The sequence below is a fragment of the Oerskovia merdavium genome, assembly GCF_014836755.1.
GTDB classification, from domain to species: domain Bacteria; phylum Actinomycetota; class Actinomycetes; order Actinomycetales; family Cellulomonadaceae; genus Oerskovia; species Oerskovia merdavium.
In genome coordinates, this window is the sequence record NZ_JACSQF010000003.1 from 127090 (window position 1) to 149369 (window position 22280).

18 protein-coding genes are annotated in these 22280 nt (G+C 71.8%); 11 read left to right on the forward strand and 7 right to left on the reverse strand.

The window, feature by feature from the left end; all coding sequences use genetic code 11:
• Positions 1-101 precede the first annotated feature (101 nt).
• The 5 genes from H9641_RS04170 to H9641_RS04190 all read left to right on the forward strand — a co-directional run bounded on the left by H9641_RS04170 (position 102) and on the right by H9641_RS04190 (position 8150).
• Positions 102-2597: a phosphoketolase family protein gene (locus tag H9641_RS04170; RefSeq protein ID WP_191801334.1), complete on the forward strand. Its 2496-nt coding sequence runs from the start codon at positions 102-104 to the stop codon at positions 2595-2597.
• Positions 2594-4822 carry a phosphate acetyltransferase gene (gene pta, locus H9641_RS04175; RefSeq protein WP_191801336.1) on the forward strand — a complete coding sequence of 743 codons (2229 nt, stop codon included), beginning with the start codon at positions 2594-2596 and terminating at the stop codon, positions 4820-4822. The genes H9641_RS04170 and pta overlap by 4 nt, the downstream gene beginning before the upstream one ends.
• Positions 4819-6180: an acetate/propionate family kinase gene (locus tag H9641_RS04180; RefSeq protein WP_191801338.1), complete on the forward strand. Its 1362-nt coding sequence runs from the start codon at positions 4819-4821 to the stop codon at positions 6178-6180. Before pta ends, H9641_RS04180 begins: the two co-directional genes overlap by 4 nt.
• Before the next feature lie 116 nt (positions 6181-6296).
• Positions 6297-7295 carry a DUF4031 domain-containing protein gene (locus H9641_RS04185; protein ID WP_191801340.1) on the forward strand — a complete coding sequence of 333 codons (999 nt, stop codon included), beginning with the start codon at positions 6297-6299 and terminating at the stop codon, positions 7293-7295.
• A gap of 117 nt (positions 7296-7412) precedes the next feature.
• Positions 7413-8150, forward strand: a complete 738-nt coding sequence (locus H9641_RS04190; protein WP_191801342.1) for a SanA/YdcF family protein — start codon at positions 7413-7415, stop codon at positions 8148-8150.
• Positions 8151-8225: 75 nt separating this feature from the next.
• On the opposite strand, the gene H9641_RS04195 is transcribed toward H9641_RS04190, so the two are convergent.
• On the reverse strand, positions 8226-9863 hold the full coding sequence (locus H9641_RS04195) for a succinic semialdehyde dehydrogenase (protein WP_191801344.1): 1638 nt from the start codon (positions 9861-9863) through the stop codon (positions 8226-8228).
• 123 nt (positions 9864-9986) lie between these two features.
• Positions 9987-10601, reverse strand: a complete 615-nt coding sequence (locus tag H9641_RS04200) for a TetR family transcriptional regulator (RefSeq protein WP_191801346.1) — start codon at positions 10599-10601, stop codon at positions 9987-9989.
• A gap of 94 nt (positions 10602-10695) precedes the next feature.
• Here H9641_RS04200 and H9641_RS04205 point away from each other — a divergent pair, with 94 nt between their 5' ends.
• Complete coding sequence (locus H9641_RS04205; protein WP_191801348.1) at positions 10696-11457, forward strand: SDR family NAD(P)-dependent oxidoreductase; 762 nt, start codon at positions 10696-10698, stop codon at positions 11455-11457.
• Positions 11458-11565: 108 nt separating this feature from the next.
• On the opposite strand, the gene H9641_RS04210 is transcribed toward H9641_RS04205, so the two are convergent.
• Both H9641_RS04210 and H9641_RS04215 read right to left on the reverse strand, forming a co-directional pair.
• Positions 11566-12075 (reverse strand): GNAT family acetyltransferase, encoded by a 510-nt coding sequence (locus tag H9641_RS04210; RefSeq protein WP_191801350.1) that lies wholly within the window; start codon positions 12073-12075, stop codon positions 11566-11568.
• On the reverse strand, positions 12075-13199 hold the full coding sequence (locus H9641_RS04215; RefSeq protein ID WP_056653894.1) for a GuaB3 family IMP dehydrogenase-related protein: 1125 nt from the start codon (positions 13197-13199) through the stop codon (positions 12075-12077). The genes H9641_RS04210 and H9641_RS04215 overlap by 1 nt, the downstream gene beginning before the upstream one ends.
• Positions 13200-13482: 283 nt before the next feature.
• On the opposite strand from H9641_RS04215, the gene H9641_RS04220 reads away from it, so the two are divergent.
• Positions 13483-14181 carry an exonuclease domain-containing protein gene (locus tag H9641_RS04220; protein WP_191801352.1) on the forward strand — a complete coding sequence of 233 codons (699 nt, stop codon included), beginning with the start codon at positions 13483-13485 and terminating at the stop codon, positions 14179-14181.
• A gap of 123 nt (positions 14182-14304) precedes the next feature.
• Positions 14305-15846, forward strand: coding sequence for a UDP-N-acetylglucosamine 1-carboxyvinyltransferase (locus H9641_RS04225; protein WP_225219969.1), 1542 nt, complete (start codon positions 14305-14307; stop codon positions 15844-15846).
• A 75-nt stretch (positions 15847-15921) separates the two neighbouring features.
• On the opposite strand, the gene guaB is transcribed toward H9641_RS04225, so the two are convergent.
• Both guaB and H9641_RS04235 read right to left on the reverse strand, forming a co-directional pair.
• Positions 15922-17445: an IMP dehydrogenase gene (guaB, locus tag H9641_RS04230; protein ID WP_191801354.1), complete on the reverse strand. Its 1524-nt coding sequence runs from the start codon at positions 17443-17445 to the stop codon at positions 15922-15924.
• Between the two features lie 94 nt (positions 17446-17539).
• Positions 17540-18643 (reverse strand): MerR family transcriptional regulator, encoded by a 1104-nt coding sequence (locus H9641_RS04235; RefSeq protein WP_191801356.1) that lies wholly within the window; start codon positions 18641-18643, stop codon positions 17540-17542.
• Positions 18644-18853: 210 nt separating this feature from the next.
• Here H9641_RS04235 and H9641_RS04240 point away from each other — a divergent pair, with 210 nt between their 5' ends.
• Positions 18854-19141, forward strand: coding sequence for a WhiB family transcriptional regulator (locus tag H9641_RS04240; RefSeq protein ID WP_056653881.1), 288 nt, complete (start codon positions 18854-18856; stop codon positions 19139-19141).
• 184 nt (positions 19142-19325) lie between these two features.
• On the opposite strand, the gene groES is transcribed toward H9641_RS04240, so the two are convergent.
• Positions 19326-19622, reverse strand: a complete 297-nt coding sequence (groES, locus tag H9641_RS04245; RefSeq protein WP_056653879.1) for a co-chaperone GroES — start codon at positions 19620-19622, stop codon at positions 19326-19328.
• 207 nt (positions 19623-19829) lie between these two features.
• On the opposite strand from groES, the gene H9641_RS04250 reads away from it, so the two are divergent.
• A complete protein-coding gene (locus H9641_RS04250; RefSeq protein WP_191801358.1) occupies positions 19830-21128 on the forward strand; it encodes a class I SAM-dependent methyltransferase in 1299 nt (432 codons plus the stop codon).
• Positions 21129-21131: 3 nt separating this feature from the next.
• A complete protein-coding gene (locus tag H9641_RS04255) occupies positions 21132-22268 on the forward strand; it encodes a glutamate--cysteine ligase (RefSeq protein ID WP_056653873.1) in 1137 nt (378 codons plus the stop codon).
• The last annotated feature ends 12 nt before the right edge of the window (positions 22269-22280 follow it).

Sequence of the window (22280 nt, forward strand, 5' to 3'; positions counted from 1 at the left end):
GGCGCACCTCACACTCCGCGGGACCACCGAAACCATGCGTCACCCCGGCCGATGCGGTTGTATGAAGGGGCCACCATCCCCCGGTACAGCTGGAGCGTGCGATGACTACGACCACCTCGCGTCCGACAGAAGGAACACCTTGGCGATCCGGTGAGGTCGCCCCTCTCTCGGAGGAGACCCTCGCCCGCGTCGACGGCTGGTGGAGGGCGGCCAACTACCTCTCGGTGGGTCAGATCTACCTGCTCGCGAACCCCTTGCTGCGCGAGCCCCTCGACCGGGACGACGTGAAGCCCCGTCTCCTGGGCCACTGGGGCACCACGCCGGGCCTCAACTTCCTCTACGCGCACCTCAACCGTGCGATCGTCGAGCGCGAGCAGTCCACGATCTACGTCACGGGTCCCGGCCACGGCGGCCCCGGCCTCGTCGCGAACTCCTACCTCGAGGGCACCTACTCCGAGGTCTACTCCGACATCACGCAGGACACCGAGGGGCTTCGCCGCCTGTTCCGGCAGTTCTCGTTCCCCGGCGGCATCCCCTCGCACGTCGCACCGGAGACTCCCGGCTCGATCCACGAGGGCGGCGAGCTCGGCTACGCGCTCTCGCACGCGTACGGCGCCGCGTTCGACAACCCGGACCTCCTGGTCGCGGCCGTCGTGGGCGACGGCGAGGCCGAGACCGGCCCCCTGGCCACGAGCTGGCACTCGAACAAGTTCGTCAACCCGGTCAACGACGGTGTGGTGCTGCCGATCCTGCACCTCAACGGGTACAAGATCGCGAACCCGACGATCCTCGGCCGCATCAGCGACGACGAGCTGCACGACCTCATGGTCGGCTACGGGCACACGCCCTACTTCTTCTCGGGCGGGTTCGACGGCGAGGACCACTACGAGGTGCACCGCCGGTTCGCGTCCCTGCTCGACGAGGTGCTCAACCACATCGCGCAGATCAAGGCCGACGCCGCGGCAGGCAACGACGAGCGCCCGTTCTGGCCCATGATCGTGTTCCGCACCCCCAAGGGATGGACGGGCCCCAAGACGATCGACGGCAAGAAGACCGAGGACTCCTGGCGCTCGCACCAGGTGCCGCTCGCGAGCGCGCGCGACACCCCGGAGCACCTCCAGGACCTCAAGGACTGGCTCGACTCCTACCGCGTCCACGAGCTGTTCGACGACAAGGGCCGCCTCGACGCGGACATCGCGCAGCTCGCCCCGCGCGGCACGCTGCGCATGAGCGACAACCCGCACACCAACGGTGGCCTGCTCCTCAAGGACCTGCGCCTGCCCGACTTCCGCGACTACGCGGTCGAGGTCACCGCCCCCGGCGGGGGCCTCTCGGAGGCGACCAGGGTCCTGGGCCAGTGGCTGACCGACGTCGTGCGGCTCAACCCGGACAACTTCCGGATCTTCGGCCCGGACGAGACCGCGTCGAACCGCCTGCAGGCGGTCTACGAGGTCACGGACAAGCAGTGGAACGCGGAGTTCTTCGGGCCCGACGTCGACGAGCACCTCGCGCGTGCGGGTCGCGTCATGGAGATGCTCTCCGAGCACCAGTGCCAGGGCTGGCTCGAGGGGTACCTCCTCACGGGGCGCCACGGGCTCTTCTCGTGCTACGAGGCCTTCATCCACATCATCGACTCGATGTTCAACCAGCACGCCAAGTGGCTCAAGGTCACCAACGACATCCCGTGGCGACGGCCCATCGCGAGCCTCAACTACCTGCTCTCGAGCCACGTGTGGCGCCAGGACCACAACGGCTTCAGCCACCAGGACCCCGGCTTCATCGACCACGTGGTCAACAAGAAGGCGGAGATCGTCCGCGTCTACCTGCCGCCGGACGCCAACACGCTGCTCTCGACCTACGACCACTGCCTGCGCTCGCGCCAGTACGTGAACGTCGTGGTCGCGGGCAAGCAGCCCGCGCCGAACTTCCTGACCATGGACCAGGCGATCGCCCACTGCACGCGCGGCCTGGGCATCTGGGAGTGGGCCGGCACCGAGGTCCCGGGCGAGGACCCGGACGTGGTGCTCGGCTGCGCCGGCGACGTCCCGACGCTCGAGACCCTGGCCGCGGCCGACCTGCTGCGCCAGCACCTGCCCGAGCTCAAGGTCCGCGTGGTCAACGTCGTGGACCTCATGCGCCTGCAGGACGAGAAGGAGCACCCGCACGGGCTCTCCGACCGCGACTTCGACACGCTGTTCACCACGGACAAGCCGGTCGTGTTCGCGTACCACGGCTACCCGTGGCTCATCCACCGCCTGACGTACCGCCGCAACGGGCACGAGAACATCCACGTGCGCGGCTACAAGGAGGAGGGCACCACCACCACGCCGTTCGACATGGTCATGCTCAACGACCTCGACCGGTTCCACCTGGTGATCGACGTGATCGACCGCGTGCCCTCGCTGCGGTCGAAGGCGGCCGGGCTGCGCCAGAAGATGGTGGACGCCCGTCTGGAGGCTCGTCAGTACACGAGAGAGCACGGCGAGGACATCCCCTCGGTCCGTGACTGGGTGTGGCCCGACGCGGGCGACACCGCAACTGCAGAAGGCGGGCCGGCGTACGACGCGGCCGCCGCTACCGGAGGCGACAACGAGTGACCAGCACCGCCCGATCCATCTACCTCGCCTCACCCGAGGGTGAGACGGGGAAGTCGACGATCGCCCTGGGAGTCCTCGACCTGCTGACCCGCAGGGTCCAGCGGGTCGGGGTCTTCCGTCCCGTGACCAGGACCTCGCCCAGCGCCGTCACGGGGGCCGTGGCCCCCGTCGAGGCGGCCGGCACCCCGGCCGGCGCCCCGGCAGAGGCCGGCGCACGCGAGCAGGACCGCGACTACGTGCTCGAGCTCCTGCTCGCGCACGACGGCGTCGACCTCACCTACGAGGAGGCCATGGGCGTCACGTACGACGACGTCCACGCCGACCCCGAGGCCGCGCTCGCGCAGATCGTCTCGCGGTACCACGAGGTCGCCAAGCAGTGCGACTTCGTGGTCGTCGTCGGGACCGACTACACCGACGTCGCAGGACCGACCGAGCTCGCGTTCAACGCGCGGATCGCCGCCAACCTGGGTGCCCCCGTGCTCCTGGTCGTCTCGGGCCGCGAGCGCTCCCCCGAGGCCATCGCTAACCTCATCGAGGTCAGCGTGTCCGAGCTCCGCTCGAACCACGCGCAGCCCATCGCGGTCATCGCCAACCGCTGCCTCCCGGCCAGCATCGAGGACGTGCGCGCCCAGCTGTCGGCGCTGTCGTCCGACGACACGGGCAGGGGTGCGGCGCCGTCGGGCACGCTGCCCGGCTGGGCCATCCCCGAGGACCCGTTCCTCAACGCGCCCACGGTGGCCGCACTCATGGAGGCCGTGGGCGGCGAGCTCGCCCTGGGCGACCCCGAGCTGCTCGGCCGCGAGGTCCTCGACGTGCTCGTGGGTGCCATGTCGCTCGAGCACCTGCTCGACAAGCTGGTCGACGGCGCCGTGGTCATCACGCCCGGCGACCGCAGCGACATCCTCATCGGGCTGCTCGCCGCCCAGCAGGCGCGCAACTTCCCGTCGCTCGCGGGCATCATCCTCAACGGCGGGTTCTACCCGCCCGACTCGACCGGGCGCCTCGTCGAGGCCCTCGACCCGAGCCTGCCGATCATCCGCACGGACCTCGGGACGTTCCGCTCGGCGAGCGCCGCGTCACGCGCGCGGGGCCGGGTCTCCAAGGAGTCCCAGCGCAAGGTCGACACCGCGCTCGCGCTGTTCGAGCAGAACGTCGACGGCGCGGCGCTCCTCGCGGGGCTCGACGTCCCGCGCCCGGAGGTCGTCACGCCGCTCATGTTCGAGTACGAGCTCCTGTCGCGGGCGCGCGCGGACCGCAAGAACATCGTCCTCCCCGAGGGCGAGGACGACCGCATCCTGCGCGCGGCCTCGACGCTCCTGGGCCGTCAGGTCGCGGACCTCACGATCCTGGGCGACGAGCAGTCGATCCGGGCGCGCGCGACCGAGCTGGGCCTGGACATCGACGCGGCGACCGTGATCGACCCGCACGACCCCGAGCTCGTCGAGCGGTTCGCCGAGGAGTACACCCGGTTGCGCGCCCACAAGGGCATGACGGTCGAGCGCGCGCGCGAGATCGTGCCGGACGTGTCCTACTTCGGCACCATGATGGTCCACCTGGGCCTGGCCGACGGCATGGTCTCGGGCGCCCGGCACACCACGGCGCACACCATCAAGCCGTCGTTCGAGATCATCAAGACCGTCCCGGGCGTCTCGGTCGTCTCGTCGGTGTTCCTCATGTGCCTCGAGGACCGTGTCCTGGTCTACGGCGACTGCGCCGTCAACCCGGACCCGACCGACACGCAGCTCGCGGACATCGCCATCTCGTCCGCGGCCACGGCGCTCCAGTTCGGGATCGACCAGCGCGTCGCGATGCTGTCCTACTCGACGGGCGAGTCGGGCTCGGGCGTCGACGTCGACAAGGTGCGCGCCGCGACCGAGCTGGTCCGCAGCCGTCGCCCCGACCTGTTCGTCGAGGGCCCCATCCAGTACGACGCCGCGGTGGACGCATCGGTGGCGGCCTCCAAGATGCCGGGCTCCGACGTGGCCGGCAAGGCGACCGTCTTCATCTTCCCGGACCTCAACACGGGCAACAACACCTACAAGGCCGTGCAGCGCTCGGCCGGCGCGGTGGCCGTGGGACCGGTCCTGCAGGGCCTCAACAAGCCCGTGAACGACCTCTCGCGCGGTGCCCTGGTCCAGGACATCGTCAACACCGTGGCCATCACGGCCATCCAGGCACAGGCAGGGTCGACCGCCCTGTCCAGCACGAACGGAGCTTCCGCATGACCGTCCTCCCGGAGCACGAGCGCACCAACCCGTACTCGGCGTACGGCGCGCACGGCTCGGTGCTCGTGATGAACTCGGGCTCGTCCTCGCTCAAGTACCAGCTGGTCAACCCGGTGGGCGGCGAGGCCATCGCCGCCGGGACGATCGAGCGCATCGGTGAGTCGAGCGGGGTCATCAAGCACCGCTTCGCGGGGAACACGACGACGCGCGAGGAGCGCGTCGCCGACCACGGCGAGGCGTTGCGCATCGCGCTCTCGCTCTTCGACGAGGTGGGCCCCCGGCTCGCGGACGCCAACGTGTACGCCGTGGGGCACCGCGTGGTGCACGGTGGCGCGACGTTCTCGCGGCCGGTCCTGGTCGACGACGACGTGGAGCGCCAGATCCTCGACCTGGCCCCCCTCGCGCCGCTGCACAACCCCGCCAACGTCACGGGCATCTCGGTCGCACGCCGGCTCCTGCCCGACGTCCCGCACGTCGCGGTGTTCGACACCGCGTTCTTCTCGTCGCTGCCCAAGGCCGCCTCGACGTACGCGCTCGAGAAGGAGACCGCGGAGAAGTACGGCGTGCGCCGGTACGGCTTCCACGGCACGAGCCACCACTACGTGTCGGGCAAGGTCGCGCGCGTCCTGGGCCGCCGGCTGCAGGACCTCAACATCATCGTGCTGCACCTCGGCAACGGCGCGTCGGCCTCGGCCGTGCGCGGCGGGATCGCGGTCGACACCTCGATGGGCCTGACGCCGCTCGAGGGCCTGGTCATGGGGACCCGGACGGGCGACATCGACCCCGCGGTCATCTTCCACCTGGCCCGCAACGCGAACATGTCGATCGACGAGCTCGACGACCTGTTCAACAAGCGCTCGGGCATCAAGGGCCTCGCGGGGGAGAACGACTTCCGCGCCCTGCACGAGCTCATCGCGTCGGGCGACGAGGACGCGAGGCTGGCCCTGGACGTCTACATCCACCGCCTGCGCAAGTACATCGGCGCCTACATGGCCGTGCTGGGGCGCATCGACGTGATCGCCTTCACGGCCGGCGTGGGCGAGAACGACGACATCGTGCGCGCCCAGGTCGTCGAGGGTCTCGCGGGTCTGGGTATCGCCGTGGACCCCGAGCGCAACGCGGTCCGCAGCAAGGAGCCGCGCGTCATCTCGCCCGACTGGACGAGCACGCTCGTCATGGTCGTCCCGACCATGGAGGAGCTCGCGATCGCCCGGCTGAGCGTCGAGGTCGTCGAGGAGACCGAGAAGGCGGGTCACCCTGTCACGTTCCCCCCGGCTGCGCTAGCCTCCGAGGCGGTGGACCCCGAGGTCCCGGCCGAGGACCACGCGCCCGAGCCGACCCTCGCCGAGGAGAGCTGACCTCACCACCCCGCTGACGCCGTCGGGCAGGGAGCACCGCCCGGCGACGACAGTGCACCGGCACGGCACTGCCGGCGCACGACCCGAGCCACGCCTCGACCCTCCAGGGTCGAGGCGTGGCTCTTCTCATCGACCCGCCGACCTGGCCGGCCCACGGGACCCTCTGGTCCCACCTCGTGTCCGACTCCTCGCTCGACGAGCTGCACGCGTTCGCCGAGCGGTTGGGGCTCGGGCGGCGCGCGTTCGACCTGGACCACTACGACGTCCCGGCCGAGCGCCACGCGGACTGCGTCGCCGCGGGTGCGCACGGCGTCTCGGGGCGGGAGCTCATCGTGCGGCTGCGCGCCTCGGGCCTGCGCGTCCCCGCACGCGACCGGGCGGCCGCGAAGGCGGCCGCGCTCACGGCCCGCTGGGACACGCTCCTGCCGGGCGTCCCGGGCGCGCCAGAGGTCGGCGCGGACCTCGTGCGGCGCTGGCACGAGCCGCACCGCGTCTACCACGGCCCCTCGCACCTGGTGCACGTGCTCGACTCGCTCGCGGTCCTCGAGGAGCGCTCGCCGGGCGTGCCCGCGCGGGGCGAGGCGGCGCCGTCGGGCACGTCGTCGCGCGCGCAGCTCGCGCTGTGGTTCCACGACGCGGTCCACGAGGGGGTCGCGGGCGAGGACGAGGAGGCGTCGGCGGACCTCGCGGTGGCGAGCCTCACCCCGCTGCTCGCCGGCCCGACGACGGAGCACGCCCCGGGCGCCGATCCCGCCGCCGGCGGGACTCGCCTCACGGCGGACGACGTCGCGGAGGTCGCGCGGCTCGTCCGGCTCACCGCGGGTCACGACCCCTCCCCCGACGACGCCGTGGGAGCGCTCGTGTGCGACGCGGACCTCGCGATCCTCGGCGCCATGCCCGACCGCTACGCCCGCTACGTGCGCCAGGTCCGCGCCGAGTACGCGCACGTCCCCGACGACCTCTTCCGGGCCGGACGCGCCGCGGTGCTCGAGCAGCTCCTCGCACTGCCCGCGCTCTTCAGGACCCCGCTCGGGCGCGAGCGCTGGGCCGCGCGCGCCGAGGAGAACCTCCGGACCGAGCTCGCGGGGCTCGTGGGCGCCTCGGGAACTGCCTGACTGCTCCCCTGGGTTCGCGGCCCTCCCGGGGGCGTGCGGCCCGGGCTCCGCGCCTCGGGCCGCGACGCGCACGACGGCAGGGCTCCGAAGCCCGGACCGGCCGCTAGGCTCGCCCGCGTGAGCGCACCGCAGGGGAACCCCGCACCGACGGTACCGACGGATCCGACGGCAGGGCCCGTCCCGCCACCTCGGGGGCATCGACGGACGCTCGCGCTCGGCGCTGCCGCGCTCGTGCTCGTGGTCGCGGCCCCGCTCGCCTGGGTGCAGGTCGGCGGTCGGCTCCAGGTCAGCCCCGACGTCGCGTCGACGCCCGAGCGGCCCGTGGCCATCGTGCTCGGTGCAGGGCTGCGACCCGACGGGTCACCGTCGACCTTCCTGCGTCGGCGCCTCGACGCGGCGCGCGAGCTCTACGAGCAGGGAAAGGTCCAGGTCGTCCTCGTGAGCGGCGACAACTCCCGCGAAGGGTACGACGAGCCGACCGCGATGCTCGACTGGCTCGTCGAGCAGGGGGTCCCGGCCGAGCACGTGGTCCGCGACTTCGCCGGGTTCGACACGCACGACACGTGCGTCCGCGCGCACGAGATCTTCGGCGTCACGGAGGCCGTGGTCGTCACGCAGGACTACCACCTGCCACGCGCCCTGTTCTCGTGCTCCCAGGCGGGTATCGACGCCGTGGGCGTGGGGGTGCCCTCGACGAGCGTCGAGCCCCCGAAGGCCGTGATGTACCGCGTGCGCGAGGTGCCCGCGTCGCTCAAGGCGGCCTGGGACGCCCTCACGCACCGCGAGCCGGTGCACCTGGGCGCGAAGGAGACCGCGGTCTCCGACGTCCTCGAGTCGCGCTCCGCGACGCCCTGACACCCACGATCGATCGCCCGCCCCGGACGTGGGGCGGGCGATCGATCGTCGTGGGCGCCGGTCGGCGCGACGCCGCTACGGCAGACGCAGCTTCTTCATGACCGCGAACGCGGCCGTGAGCAGGCGGCTGGGCCGGTCCCCCGGCTGGGCGTACAGCGTGTCGAAGCTCAGCCCGCGCGACACCCCGCGCTGGACCACGATCGTCTGGGGCTCGGTGAGCGCCTCGATGCCTTCGCGTCCGTGGCGGCGCCCCTGCCCCGAGGACTTGAAACCGCCCATGGGGGCCGAGACCGACCCGAACGCCGCGGCGTAGCCGTCGTTGATGTTGACCGCACCGGCCTCGACCTGCGCCGCGAGGCGACGGCCCCGCGCCGTGTCCTGGGTCCAGATGCTCGCGCTGAGCCCGTACTCGGAGTCGTTCATGACGCGGATCGCGGTCGCGTCGTCAGGCACGCGCGTCACCGAGACGACCGGCCCGAACGTCTCCTCGTGAGCGCAGGCCGCGGTGGGCGGGACATGGTCGAGGACCGTGGGGGCGTAGAAGTACGGGCCGATGTCCGCGCGGTGGACGCCGCCGGCCAGCACCCGGGCACCCTGCGCGAGGGCGTCGTCGACGTGCGCGACGACGCGGTCGAGCTGCGCCTGCGACGTGAGCGAGCCCATGTCGACCGAGTAGTCGAGCGCGGTCCCGAGCGTGAGCCCGCGCACGAGCGGGACGAACGCGTCGAGGAACTCCTCGGCGATGTCCTCGTGGAGGACCAGACGCTCGATCGAGACGCACAGCTGGCCGCTGTTCGAGAAGCAGGCCCGCACCGCTCCCTGGGCTGCCGACGGGACGTGCGCGTCCGCCGCGACGTACAGGGGATTCTTGCCGCCCAGCTCGAGCGTGGTCCCGATGAGGCGCTCGCCAGCCTGGGCGGCGACCTTCCGACCTGTCGCGGTCGAGCCCGTGAAGGCGATGTGGTCGACCAGACCCGTCAGAGCGGCGCCCACGTCTCCACCGCCCGCGACGACGAGGAAGAGGTCGCCGGGCAACCCGGCCTCCTCGAGCAGCTCGGCGGCCCACAGTGCGGTCAGGGACGTCTGCGGGTCCGGCTTGAGCACGACCGCGTTGCCTGCCACGAGCGCGGGCAGGGCCTCGGCGAGCCCGAGCGTCAGCGGGTAGTTCCAGGGAGCGATGGCCCCGACGACGCCGACGGGCCGGCGGTGCACCGTGGCTCCGGTCAGGACCGGGAGCATGCCGCCCACGCGACGGTCCGCGAGGTAGGTGGCCGCCCGCACGCCGTAGTGACGCGTGACCTGGGCGATGTCGCCGACCTCCTCGAACGCGCTGCGCCGCGACTTGCCGGTCTCCATCTGCAGGAGGTCCAGGACCTCGGCCTGCCTCTCGAGGACCAGGTCGTGGAAGCGCAGGAGCACCGCGGCACGCTCGGCGACCGTGGTGTGAGCCCACGAGCGCTGAGCCCGACGAGCACGCTCGACGGCTTCGGCCACGTCCTCGACCGAGGACAGGGGGATCGCCGCGAGGGGCGCGCCCGTGAACGGGAGGAGGGACCGGTGGTCGCCCGCGGTGTGAGAGGTGACGATGCGGGCCACGAGGGGAGCGACGACGTCGGGCTCCAGGACGTACGTGGCCGAGGGGTCCTCGGGGTCGATGAGTCCGTCGATCGCGGCGCTGCCGCCCTGGCCGCCGTCGGCTGGTTCGCTTGCCATGCGTGACAGGTTACGCGTCGGTACCCCCACGCAGAACATCCTTCACACAATCCCCCTGGTGACGCGGTCCCGACGCCGCGCCGGGAGACCGGGCCGGGGGCTCCGGGCCGCACGCCGCCCGGCTCAGCCCTGCGCGGCCCAGGTCCGCGCGCCGTCGAGCAGGTGCGTGAGCGCCTCGTCCACGACCCCGGCGGGGTCACGCTCGGGGGCACTCTGCGCCCACCAGACGAGGGCCGCGAAGTTCGCTGCCGCGCACGCCGCCGCGAGCGAACGGGCACGCAACGAGGACTGCGCGGCCCCCTCGGCCCGGCTGAGGAACTCCGCGACCGACGCGGCCGACGTCCCGATGCTCGACGTGCCCCAGGAGAGGAGCTCCTCGTCGCCGGCGATGAGGCACAGCCGCTGACGCGTGACCTCGAGCGCCTCGGGCGGGAAGGTGGACGACGCCACGAACGCACCGCGCACGACGTCGAGGGCCTCGGGCAGGGTCACGTCACCGGCCGCGGCGAGCACGCCGTCGATCGCGTCGCGCGCCTCCCCCGAGCCACCCCAGACCATCGCGGCCTTGGAGGGGAAGAGGCGGAACAGGGTCCGTCGGCCGACGCCGCACGCGACCGCCACGTCGTCCATCGTGACGTTGCCGAACCCCTCGTCCGTGAAGAGGCGCAGGGCCGTGGCCGCCACCCGGTGCCGGTCGACGGTGGCCGGCCGGCCTCGGCGTGCGGTTGTCTCCGACATCACATCTCCTCGGGGTACTTCTTTATGGCACTCGGTGTTAAAAAGGTAGCGGGGGGCCGCACCCGGCCCCTCCATCCGGCGGAAGGACCCCATCATGACCACGTCGACCATCCCGAACCGCTTCGCAGGGGCGACCGTCGTCGTCACCGGCGCCGGCTCCGGCATCGGCAAGGCGACCGCGACCCGGCTCCTCGCCGAGGGCGCCCGCGTCATCGCGAGCGACCTCGACGCCGAACGGCTCGATGCGCTCAGCGTAGAGGTCGGCGACCTCCCCCTGACGACCGTCGTGGGCGACGTGTCCGACGACGCGGTGATCGCGCAGATCGTCGAGGTCGGCGAAGGGCGCATCACGGGCCTCGTCAACAACGCGGGGATCATGGACGCGTTCGTGCCCACCGCCGAGATCGACGACGCGCTGTGGGAGCGGGTCCTGCGCATCAACGTGACAGCCCCCATGAAGCTCATGCGCGCCGTGCTGCCCGCGATGGTCGAGGCCGGGCACGGGCGGATCGTCAACGTCGCGAGCGAGGCCAGCATCCGCGCAGGCGCGTCGGGCACGCCCTACGCGACGTCCAAGCACGCCGTCGTGGGCCTCACCAAGAGCACCGCGCTCTTCTACGGCCCCGCGGGCGTGCGCGTCAACGCCGTCGCACCGGGAGCCGTCGCGACCAACATCGAGGCGCCGTTCCGCTCCGAGCTGGGCGCCCAGCGCCTGGGCCCGATCATGCAGGCGACCGTGCCCGCTCCCGCGACCGCCGAGCAGCTCGCGGCCTCGATCACGTGGCTGCTGTCCGAGGACTCCGCCAACGTCAACGGCGCGCTCCTGATGTCGGACGGTGGCTGGTCGACGATCTGACGGCTCGCCCCCACGGGTGACGGCCGCGGGTCAGTCGGGCGGCAGCACCGCGCCTCCTGACCGACCCGCGAGCGGCAGCTCGTCGCGTCGCGCCGTCGCGGCCGAGGGTCAGACGAGGTCTCGCCCCAGGACCGTGCACTCGGCGTCCGTGTACCCGAGGCGCTCGTAGAAGCCCAGGACGGGCGTGTTGGTCGTGCGCACCATGAGTCGCACCTTGCGGGCGCCGGCGGCCAGGAGCCACGCCTCTGCGGCCACGACCGCGTCTCTGCCGAGCCCCGCGCCCTGGAGCGCGGGCGCCACCGCGACGTAGTAGATCCATCCGCGGTGCCCTTCGTACCCGGCCAGCGCGGTGGCGACGACGGCGCCGCCCTCGTCGTGCGCGACCAGGACCGTCGACGTCGGGTTGACCCGCGCGTCAGCGACGTCCCGGTGGGCGTCGTTCCACGGGCGCACCAGGCCGCACCCGTCCCACAGGGCGACGACCTGCTCGACGTCGTCGTCGGCGATCTCGCGGAACTCCACGCCGCCGACCCGCAGGTGCTCGGGCGCGGCGTCGGGCGCACCCGCGGCGAGGGCGTTCGTCAGAGCGACCCCGTCGCGGATGCGGCCCGGAGCCATCAGCGCGGCTGGTACGGCGAGACGACGACCTCGACGCGCTGGAACTCCTTGAGGTCGGAGTAGCCCGTCGTGGCCATGGCGCGCTTGAGCGCGCCCACGAGGTTGAGCGTGCCGTCGGCCTGGCGGCCCGGGCCGAACAGGATCTCGTCGAGCGTGCCGGCCGTGCCGACGCTCACGCGCTCGCCGCGGGGCAGCTGCGGGTGGTGCGCCTCGGAGCCCCAGTGCCAGCCACGCCCGGGAGCCTCGGAGGCGCGCGCCAGAGCGGCACCCAGCATCACGGCGTCAGCGCCGCACGCGACCGCCTTGACCAGGTCGCCCGAGCGGCCCACTCCGCCGTCGGCGATGACGTGCACGTACCGGCCGCCCGACTCGTCGAGGTAGTCACGGCGCGCGGCCGCGACGTCTGCGACGGCCGTCGCCATGGGGGCGTGGATGCCGAGGCTCACGCGCGTCGTGTGCGCCGCACCGCCGCCGAACCCGACCAGGACGCCCGCGGCACCCGTCCGCATGAGGTGCAGGGCCGCGGTGTACGTCGAGGCGCCGCCGACGACCACGGGGACGTCCAGCTCGTAGATGAAACGCTTGAGGTTGAGCGGCTCGGCGTTGCCCGAGACGTGCTCGGCCGAGACCGTGGTGCCACGGATGACGAACAGGTCCACCCCCGCGTCCACGACCGTCTTGTAGAACTCCTGGGTCCGCTGCGGGGACAGCGCGCCCGCGACCGTGACGCCCGTCGCGCGGATCTCCTTCAGGCGCTGGGTGATGAGCTCGGCCTTGATGGGCTCGGCGTACACCTCCTGCATGCGGCGCGTCGCGCTCGCGGCGTCGAGCGTCGCGATCTCCGCGAGGATCGGCTCCGGGTTCTCGTAGCGCGTCCACAGGCCCTCGAGGTCCAGCACGCCCAGGCCGCCCGCGTTGCCCAGGGCGACCGCGGTCGACGGGCTCATGACGGAGTCCATGGGTGCCGCCAGGATCGGCAGGTCGAAGTGGTAGGCGTCGATCTGCCACCCCACCGACACGTCCTCCGGGTCACGAGTACGCCGGGAGGGGACCACGGCGATGTCGTCGAAGGAGAAGGCGCGCCGTCCGCGCTTGCCACGACCGATCTCGATCTCGTTGCTCACCCGATGAGGATACCGGCCCGCACCGCTCCCCCGCCCGCCCGTGCCGCCGGGTGGACTCCGCACGTCCAGCCCCGGGCGACCGGGAGCCCGGCGGACCGTCGGGGACGGCGGGCCCGTCCCGCGGCGCACGGGCGAGCCTGCGGCGACCTGACACCCCTGCGAACGTGCCGCGCCCGCGCGTGTCAGTGGCCGCTGGCATGCTCACGACCAGAGACCAGGACAGGTCGGGCACGGCGCAGTCGGCGGGCCGGCCGTCCACAGGACCACTGCAAGGAGCACGACGATGAGCTGGACCACCAGGCCCCTGCTGGGCTTCGACACGGAGACCACCGGCGTGGACGTCCACAACGACCGCATCGTCACGGCAGCCCTCGTCCGGCGCGTGCCGGGCGAGAGCACCGAGGTGCGGACGTGGCTGATCGACCCGGGCGTCCCCATCCCCGCGGAGGCCGCCGCGATCCACGGGATCTCGACCGAGCACGCGGTCGAGCACGGGGAGGCCCCGGGCCCCGCGCTCGAGGAGATCGCGTCGCTCATCGCCGCGGACCTCGCGCTGGGGGTCCCGGTCGTCGCGTTCAACGCCGCGTTCGACCTCTCGCTGCTCGACGCCGAGCTCACGCGGCACGGCCTGCCGACCCTGGGCGAGCGCCTGGGGCGCGAGGTCACCCCGGTGATCGACCCGCTCGTGCTGGACCGTTCGCTCGACCGCTACCGCAAGGGCAAGCGCAAGCTCGGTGACCTGTGCGCGCACTACGGCGTGTTCGACGGCGGCAACCTGCACACCGCGGACGTCGACGTCCTGGCGACCCTCGACGTGCTCGAGGCCATGACCCGCGCGTTCCCGGAGATCGTCGACCAGGACCTCGACGCGCTCCACCGCCACCAGATCACGGCCCACCGCGCCTGGGCGGAGAACTTCAACTCCTGGCGCCAGCAGCAGGGGTACGTCGGGGCCGGCGCCAGCACCGCCTGGCCGTCCTGACCACCCGCAGCGCACCGCTCTGAACTCATGGAACAGATGAGGCAGGCGTGATGATCTCGTGAAACTGCCGCCACACCCCAAGATCGACGCGCCAATATCTCATGCATGAGTTACGGTCGGTCCATGACCATGGTCGACGAAGCACCCCAGCACCTCGCGCAGGTCGCCGCGCTCATCCGCGGCGCCCGCCAGAACAAGGGCCTGACCCAGGCCCAGCTCGCCGAGAGGCTCGGCACCAGCCAGAGCGCGATCCACCGGATCGAGCAGGGCTCGCAGAATGTGAGCCTCGACATGCTCGCGCGGATCAGCGCAGCCCTCGACTCCGAGATCATCACGTTCGGGGCCCCCAAGCACTCGCACCTGCGGGTCAGCGGAGGTCACGAGCTCTCCGGACGCATCGAGGTCAACTCCTCGAAGAACGGGGCCGTCGCGCTGCTCTGCGCGTCGCTGCTCAACCGGGGCCGGACCACGCTGCGGCGCGTCGCGCGCATCGTCGAGGTCGACCGCATCGTCGACGTCCTGCGCAGCATCGGCGTCCAGGCGACGTGGTCGACCGACGGCCGCGACCTCGAGATCGTCGTGCCCGAGCACCTCGACCTGGCCTCGATCGACGTCGACGCGGCACGCCGCACACGGTCGATCATCATGTTCCTCGGCCCGCTCCTGGGCCTCGAGCGCGAGTTCGCGCTCCCCTACGCGGGCGGGTGCGACCTCGGCACCCGGACCGTCGAGCCGCACATGATCGCGCTGCGCCCGTTCGGGCTGTCGGTCACGGCGGCATCGGGCAACTACGAGGCCCTCGTGACCCCGGGTGGCACGGAGGACCTGAGCGTCGTCCTGACCGAGCGCGGCGACACCGTCACGGAGAACGCGATCATGGCGGCCGCATCGCGCGACGGCGTGACCACGATCCGCAACGCCAGCCCCAACTACATGGTCCAGGACCTGTGCTTCTACCTCGAGCTCGTCGGGGTGCGCATCGAGGGCATCGGCACCACGACCCTGCGCATCCACGGCCGCACCGACATCGACGCGGACGTCGAGTACGCGGTCTCCGAGGACCCGGTCGAGGCCATGAGCCTGCTGACCGCGGGGATCGTGACGGGCTCAGAGATCACGGTCGCGCGCGTGCCCATCGAGTTCATGGAGATCGAGCTCGCGACGCTCTCCGAGATGGGGCTGCGTTACTCCCTCACGCCGGAGTACCTGGCGCTCAACGGTCGCACGCGTCTGGTCGACGTGACGGTGCACCCGAGCGAGCTGCACGCCCCGATCGACAAGATCCACCCCATGCCGTTTCCGGGGCTCAACATCGACAACCTGCCGTTCTTCGCGGTCATCGCCGCGTGCGCGAGCGGTCACACGCTCATCCACGACTGGGTCTACGAGGGCCGGGCCATCCACCTGACGGACCTGACCCGGCTCGGGGCGGACGTCCGGCTGCTCGACTCGCACCGCCTCGACATCACGGGCCCCACCCACTGGTCGGGCGCCGAGGTCAGCTGCCCGCCCGCGCTGCGCCCCGCCGTCGTGATCCTGCTCGGGATGCTCGCCGCGAAGGGCACCTCGGTGCTGCGCAACGTCGACATCATCTCGCGCGGCTACGAGCAGCTCCAGGAGCGGCTCATCGAGCTGGGGGCGCGGATCGAGACGTTCCGCGACTGACCCCCCCCAACACCGCACCGGGCGGCCCCCCCACCAAGGGGGTCACGCCCGTTCCGGCGTTCGGGAGGAGGCGGGTCAGCGTCCCGTGTAGTTGGGCGCCTCGACCGTCATCTGGATGTCGTGCGGGTGCGACTCCTTGAGCCCGGCCGGCGTGATGCGCACGAACTTCCCGCGCTCCTGGAGCTGGGGGATGGTGTGCGCACCGACGTAGAACATCGACTGGTGCAGTCCGCCGACGAGCTGGTGGGCGACCGCACCGAGCGGGCCACGGTAGGGCACCTGGCCCTCGATGCCCTCGGGCACGATCTTGTCGTCGCTCGCGACGTCCGCCTGGAAGTAGCGGTCCTTGGAGTAGGACGCCTTCTTGCCGCGCGAGGCCATCGCGCCGATCGAACCCATGCCGCGGTAGAGCTTGTACTGCTTGCCGTTGACGAACACGAGGTCGCCGGGGCTCTCGTCGCAGCCCGCGAGGAGCGAGCCGAGCATGACCGTGTCCGCTCCGGCGACGAGCGCCTTGGCGATGTCTCCCGAGTACTGCAGGCCGCCGTCGCCGATGACGGGGACGCCGGCCGGGCGGCACGCGAGCGAGGCCTCGTAGATCGCGGTGACCTGCGGGACGCCGACCCCGGCGACGACGCGGGTCGTGCAGATCGAGCCCGGCCCGACGCCGACCTTCACGCCGTCCGCGCCCGCGTCGACGAGCGCCTGCGCACCTGCGCGGGTCGCGATGTTGCCGCCGATGACCTGGACGTCCTTGAACGCCGGGTCCGCCTTGAGCTTGCGGATCATGTCGAGCAGGAGGCGGGCGTGCCCGTTGGCCGTGTCCGCGACAAGGACGTCGACCCCGGCCTCGGCGAGCGAGGTCGCGCGCGTCCAGGCGTCACCGAAGAAGCCGATCGCGGCGCCGACGCGCAGGCGCCCCTCGGCGTCCTTGGTCGCCCCCGGGTACTGCTCGGTCTTGACGAAGTCCTTGACCGTGATGAGCCCGCCCAGGCGGCCCTCGGCGTCGATGAGGGGCAGCTTCTCGATCTTGTGCTTGGCGAGCAGCGCTGCGGCGTCGTCGCGCTCGATGCCGATCGGGGCCGTCACGAGCGGCATGGGGGTCATGATCTCGAAGACGCGACGCTCCGCGAAGTCAGCCGGGTTGACGAAGCGCAGGTCCCGGTTCGTGATGATGCCCAGCAGCTTGCCGGTCTCGTCGACCACGGGCAGCCCGGAGACCCGGTACTGGCCGCACAGGGCGTCGAGCTCGGAGAGGGTGGCCTCCGGGCCGACCGTGACCGGGTCGGTGATCATGCCGGACTCGGACCGCTTGACGAGGTCGACCTCCTTGGCCTGCGCCTCGATCGACAGGTTGCGGTGGATGATCCCGATCCCGCCCTGGCGGGCCATGGCGATCGCCATGCGCGACTCGGTGACCGTGTCCATCGCGGCGGAGAGCAGCGGCGAGGACATGGTGATCTCGCGCGTCAGCCGCGCGGTCGTATCGACCTCGCTCGGGATGACGTCCGTCTCGTTCGGGAGCAGGAGGACGTCGTCGTACGTCAGTCCGGTGAATCCGAAGGGGTCGTGTGCGGGGGCTGCGAGAGAGTCGGTCACATCAAGATTCTACGCCGAGGGCCTCTGACATATTCCCGGCCGTCCCGCCACCGGACGGCCGGGAGGGCGGCTCCCGCCGTGCACGTGGCGCGCGTCACCGGACGACGGCGAGCGCCTCGTGGAGGAGCCCCGTAAAGCTGCGCACCCGCTGCACGGTCGCGGCGAGGGGCAGTCCCGTCGCCGCCGCGTCGTTCTGGAGCCCGACGAAGATGGGCAGGTCCGGGTTCGCCTCGTGCACCGTCCGGACGACGTCGAGGTCCGGCCGGGGCTGCGTCGTCACGACCGCGACCGCTGCAGGGCGCACCATGGCGACGAGCTCGAGCGAACGGTGCATCGTGGCCGACCCGGTCACGATGCGGGCCATGGCTCCCTGCGCGCCCAGGGCGGCGGCGAGCGCGTGGGCCGCGAGCGGCACCTGCTCTCCCGGCGCCGCGAAGATCAGCACGATCCGCCGCATCCTGCTCGGATGGTTGGGGGGCGGACCGCCTCCCGCGACGAGCGCGGCCTCGGACTGCTGGGTGTACTCGCGCAGCGCGGCCAGGGTCGCGTTGCTGAAGACCACCTCCGGCATCTCTCCCGGGGAGGCGAGGAACGTGCGCTCGGCGATGCGGTGGAGGGCCGGTTCCACGAGCGTCGACCACCACTGACCGGGGTCGGTGCCGGGCGCGATGCGCAGGAGCTTGTCGCACCGCTTCTGGTCGAACGAGATCGCGGCGTCGACCACGTCGGACACGCCCGTGGCGCGCGTCGCGCCGATGCGGACCGGCTCGTCGTCCGCGCCGCGCGGGACCGCGCGCAGGAGGCGCAGCCCCCCGCCGGGCGTCTCGCCCGACGGCTCGCCCTCGTCCCCGTCCTCGGCGGGGCCGTCGGAGCCGGCGGCCTGCTCGATCTGGCCGCTCTCGAGCGCGAGCTCCGCCTGGTCGGCATCCAGGGCCGCGCGCGCGGCGTCGACCGGTGCGACGCCCTCGAGCGTGAGGCGACGCATGATGACGAGGCGCGCGACGTCGTCGGCCGTGTATCTCCGGTGCGAACCGGCAGTGTGCTCGGAGGGACCCAGACCGTAGCGACGGTCCCAGGTGCGGAGGGTGGCCGGGGCGACGCCCAACCTCTTGGCGACGGCTGCGACAGCGAGTGCAGGAACCTCGGTCACCTTCCGTCGGGGCCCGCCGGGGGTCGGGGCGGACCGGAGTGAAGTCATGCACCGATTCTGCCGACCGGCTCACCCCCTCGCCACTTCGGGCGCGGCGTGTCTCGGTCGGCTGTCCCGGTGTGTCCTGTCACACAGTGGACAACGCCGCAGTTCGCGCCATGTTCGCCATGAAACGGTGCACAGAGAGGCAAAGCCGGTCAGAAACTCATCCACCCCCGCCCCTTGAACAACTTCTGCAACGCTTGTAGGTTGTTCGACATGACAGAGATCTCGAGGCTCCCCGGACCGGTGATGGAACTGTGGGAATGGCAGTACCAGGGCTCGTGCCGCGACGCGGACGACACCCTCTTCTTCCACCCGGAGGGCGAGCGAGGCTCCACCCGCCGCCGCCGCGCGGAAGCGGCCAAGGCCATCTGCGCCTCGTGCCCCGTGCTGATGCAGTGCCGCGAGCAGTCGCTCAAGGTTCGCGAGCCGTACGGCGTGTGGGGCGGCCTGAGCGAGGACGAGCGCTCTGCGATCCTGGCCGGGGTCTCGAAGACCGCCTGACCTCCACCTGGCCTCACGCTCGTCGCGGCGCCGCGCTCGACGAAGCGCCGCGGCCGGCACCACGACCGGCCTCGTCACGACCTGCACCACTCGAGAGCTCAGCAGACCCCTGACATGACGAAGGGCCCCGCAACCGAGGTTGCGGGGCCCTTCGTGCTGGCAGCTGCCAGCCGTCAGCCGATGATCAGGCGACGACCACGGCGAGGATGTCGCGTGCGGAGAGCACCAGGTACTCCTGGCCCCCGTACTTGACCTCGGTGCCGCCGTACTTGCTGTAGATGACCTTGTCGCCGACGACGACGTCCAGGGGGACGCGGTTGCCGTTGTCGTCGATACGACCCGGACCAACGGCCAGGACCTCGCCCTCCTGGGGCTTCTCCTTGGCGGTGTCCGGAATGACCAGGCCGGATGCGGTCGTGGTCTCGGCCTCGAGGGCCTTCACGACGATCCGGTCCTCGAGCGGCTTGATGGGGACCGACACGTCGGACCTCCCCTTTCGCTATGAGAACTGCAACGGATGAGTGTCGAGCGCTGCCTGCCGTCCGTCGTCGCGGGTGCCGGACCGGCTGGTGTCGCTCTGGTGTTCGCCCGCCCCCGAGGGGGCGAACGTCCTACGCACAATCTAGGTCCGCATTAGCACTCGGTCAAGGCGAGTGCCAACGCGCGCCGGGCGTGGAAAGATCGACGCATGGACGCGTCGGCACTGACCAAGCTGCTCAGCCCGACGGGGTGGGCGCTCCTCAACGCGCTCCCCCCGTACGACGAGCGGCAGGCCATGGTGCTCGCGACGGGACTGCGGGCCCAGGGGGTGGACCCTGAGCTCGCCGCGGCCGCGCTCACCCAGTCGCGCCTGCGCGCCAAGGCGCACCTGAAGTTCGACACGTTCGCGGACGGCATGCTCTTCACCCAGGACGGCCTCGAGCAGGCCACGCGGCTCGTGGTGGCCGCACGCCACGCGCAGCGCTATCACGCGGCCGGCGTGACCAAGGTCGCCGACCTGACGTGCGGGATCGGTGCCGACTCCATGACGTTCGCCGGGACGGGCCTGCAGGTCCTCGCGACGGACATCGACGAGGTCACGGCGTCGATCGCGACCGTCAACCTCCGTCACTTCCCCGAGGCCGAGGTCCGCCACGCGGACGGGCTGAGCATCGACCTGGCGGCAGAGGGCGTCGACGGCGTGTTCGCCGACCCTGCGCGCCGCACGCGCTCGGGCACGCGCATCTTCGACCCTCGCTCGTACGCTCCCCCGCTCGACGACGTGTGGGCCCTGCGCTCGGTCGTTCCCGCGGTCAGTATCAAGGTCGGCCCCGGCATCCCGCACGCGGGACTGCCGACCGACGCCGAGACGCAGTGGGTCTCGGTCGACGGCGACGTGGTCGAGGCCGCGCTGTGGTTCGGCCCGCTCGCCCCCGAGGGCCCCGGGCGCACCGCGCTGGTCCTGCGGACCGTGACGGACGACGACGGCACGCGCCGCACCACGTCGCGCACCCTTCGCCATGCCCAGGGGGACGACGAGCTCGTCCCGGACGTGGGCGTCGTCGGGCGCTATCTCTACGAGCCCGACGGCGCGATCATCCGCGCCGGGCTCGTCGCCCAGGCCGCAGCGGAGCTCGGCGGACGCCTGCTCGACCGGACCATCGCCTACGTGACCACGGACTCCCCCGCTCCCCGCTCCGCCGTGGGCAGCGACGGGTCGGCAGACGTCGCGACCGGGTACCGCGTCCTGGACGTCATGCCCTTCAGCCTCAAGAAGCTCAAGGCCTACCTGCGCGAGCGTGGCGTGGGACGGCTGACCATCAAGAAGCGGGGCACGGCCGTCGTGCCCGAACAGCTCCGCAAGCAGCTCGACCTCCGCGGCACCGCGGAGGCGACCGTCGTCCTCACCCGGATCGCCGGCTCGCAGCAGGTCCTGGTCGTCGAACCGCTGATCCGGCCCGACGGCACGAACATCCTCGACTCCCCCACGCCTCCTGAAAGGGGCTGATCGGTGCACCTTCCCTTCGCCCGGTCCGAGCGTTCGTCCGTCGGCATCGAGTGGGAGCTCGCGCTCGTCGACAAGGACTCGGGCGACCTGCGCCAGGTCGCCCAGACCGTGCTCGACGCCGTCGAGCCCACCGACGGCTCGCAGCACCCCCACATCCGCCAGGAGCTCCTGCTCAACACGGTCGAGGTCGTGAGCGGCGTGTGCCGCACGGTCGGCGACGCGGGCCGCGACCTCGAGGCCGCGATCGAGGAGATCCGCGTCCTGACCGACCCCCTGCGCGTCGAGCTCATGAGCGCGGGCACGCACCCGTTCGCGCGCTGGGCCCAGCAGAAGGTCACCGACAAGCAGCGCTACGCGACGCTCATCGACCGCACCCAGTGGTGGGGCCGGCAGATGCTCATCTACGGCGTGCACGTGCACGTCGGGATCGAGGACCGCAGCAAGGTGCTGCCCATCTCGCGCGCCATGCTCGGGTACTTCGCCCACCTGCAGTCGCTCTCGGCCTCGTCACCGTTCTGGGGTGGCAAGGACACGGGCTACGCGTCGAACCGTGCGCTCATGTTCCAGCAGCTGCCGACCGCAGGCCTGGGCTTCCAGTTCGAGACCTGGGAGCAGCTCGAGGGCTACGTCGGGGACATGATCCACACGGGCGTGATCGACCAGTTCGACGAGGTCCGGTGGGACCTGCGCCCCTCACCGCGCTTCGGGACGCTCGAGACCCGCATCTGCGACGGCGCGACCAACCTCACCGAGGTCCTCGCGCTCGCGGCGCTCAACCACTGCCTCGTCGAGCACCTGTCGACGCTGCTCGACCAGGGCAAGGAGCTCCCGACCATCCCGGCCTGGTTCGCCCAGGAGAACAAGTGGCGTTCGGCCCGGTACGGGATGGACGCGATCATCATCCTCGACCGCGCGGGCAACGAGGAGCTCGTGACCGAGGCCGTCGCCAAGCTGCTCGTCGAGCTCGAGCCCGTGGCGGCCCGGCTCGGGTGCCTCCAGGAGCTCGACGACGTTCGCGTGATCCTGCGGCGCGGTGCGTCGTACCAGCGGCAGCGGGCCGTGGCGCGCCGCAACGGCGGAGAGCTGGACGCCGTGGTGCGCGCGCTCGTCGCGGAGATGCGGGCGGGGCGCCCGCTGTAGCGGCGAGTGGCC

Bases quoted from the DNA above. Each gene is read 5' to 3' on its own strand.
- H9641_RS04170 (WP_191801334.1), top strand. From the start codon at position 102: ATGACTACGACCACCTCGCGTCCGACAGAAGGAACACCTTGGCGATCC.
- H9641_RS04180 (WP_191801338.1), top strand. From the start codon at position 4,819: ATGACCGTCCTCCCGGAGCACGAGCGCACCAACCCGTACTCGGCGTAC.
- H9641_RS04195 (WP_191801344.1), bottom strand. From the start codon at position 9,863: ATGGCAAGCGAACCAGCCGACGGCGGCCAGGGCGGCAGCGCCGCGATC.
- H9641_RS04200 (WP_191801346.1), bottom strand. From the start codon at position 10,601: ATGTCGGAGACAACCGCACGCCGAGGCCGGCCGGCCACCGTCGACCGG.
- H9641_RS04205 (WP_191801348.1), top strand. From the start codon at position 10,696: ATGACCACGTCGACCATCCCGAACCGCTTCGCAGGGGCGACCGTCGTC.
- H9641_RS04210 (WP_191801350.1), bottom strand. From the start codon at position 12,075: ATGGCTCCGGGCCGCATCCGCGACGGGGTCGCTCTGACGAACGCCCTC.
- H9641_RS04220 (WP_191801352.1), top strand. From the start codon at position 13,483: ATGAGCTGGACCACCAGGCCCCTGCTGGGCTTCGACACGGAGACCACC.
- H9641_RS04225 (WP_225219969.1), top strand. From the start codon at position 14,305: ATGACCATGGTCGACGAAGCACCCCAGCACCTCGCGCAGGTCGCCGCG.
- H9641_RS04235 (WP_191801356.1), bottom strand. From the start codon at position 18,643: ATGACTTCACTCCGGTCCGCCCCGACCCCCGGCGGGCCCCGACGGAAG.
- H9641_RS04240 (WP_056653881.1), top strand. From the start codon at position 18,854: ATGACAGAGATCTCGAGGCTCCCCGGACCGGTGATGGAACTGTGGGAA.
- H9641_RS04250 (WP_191801358.1), top strand. From the start codon at position 19,830: ATGGACGCGTCGGCACTGACCAAGCTGCTCAGCCCGACGGGGTGGGCG.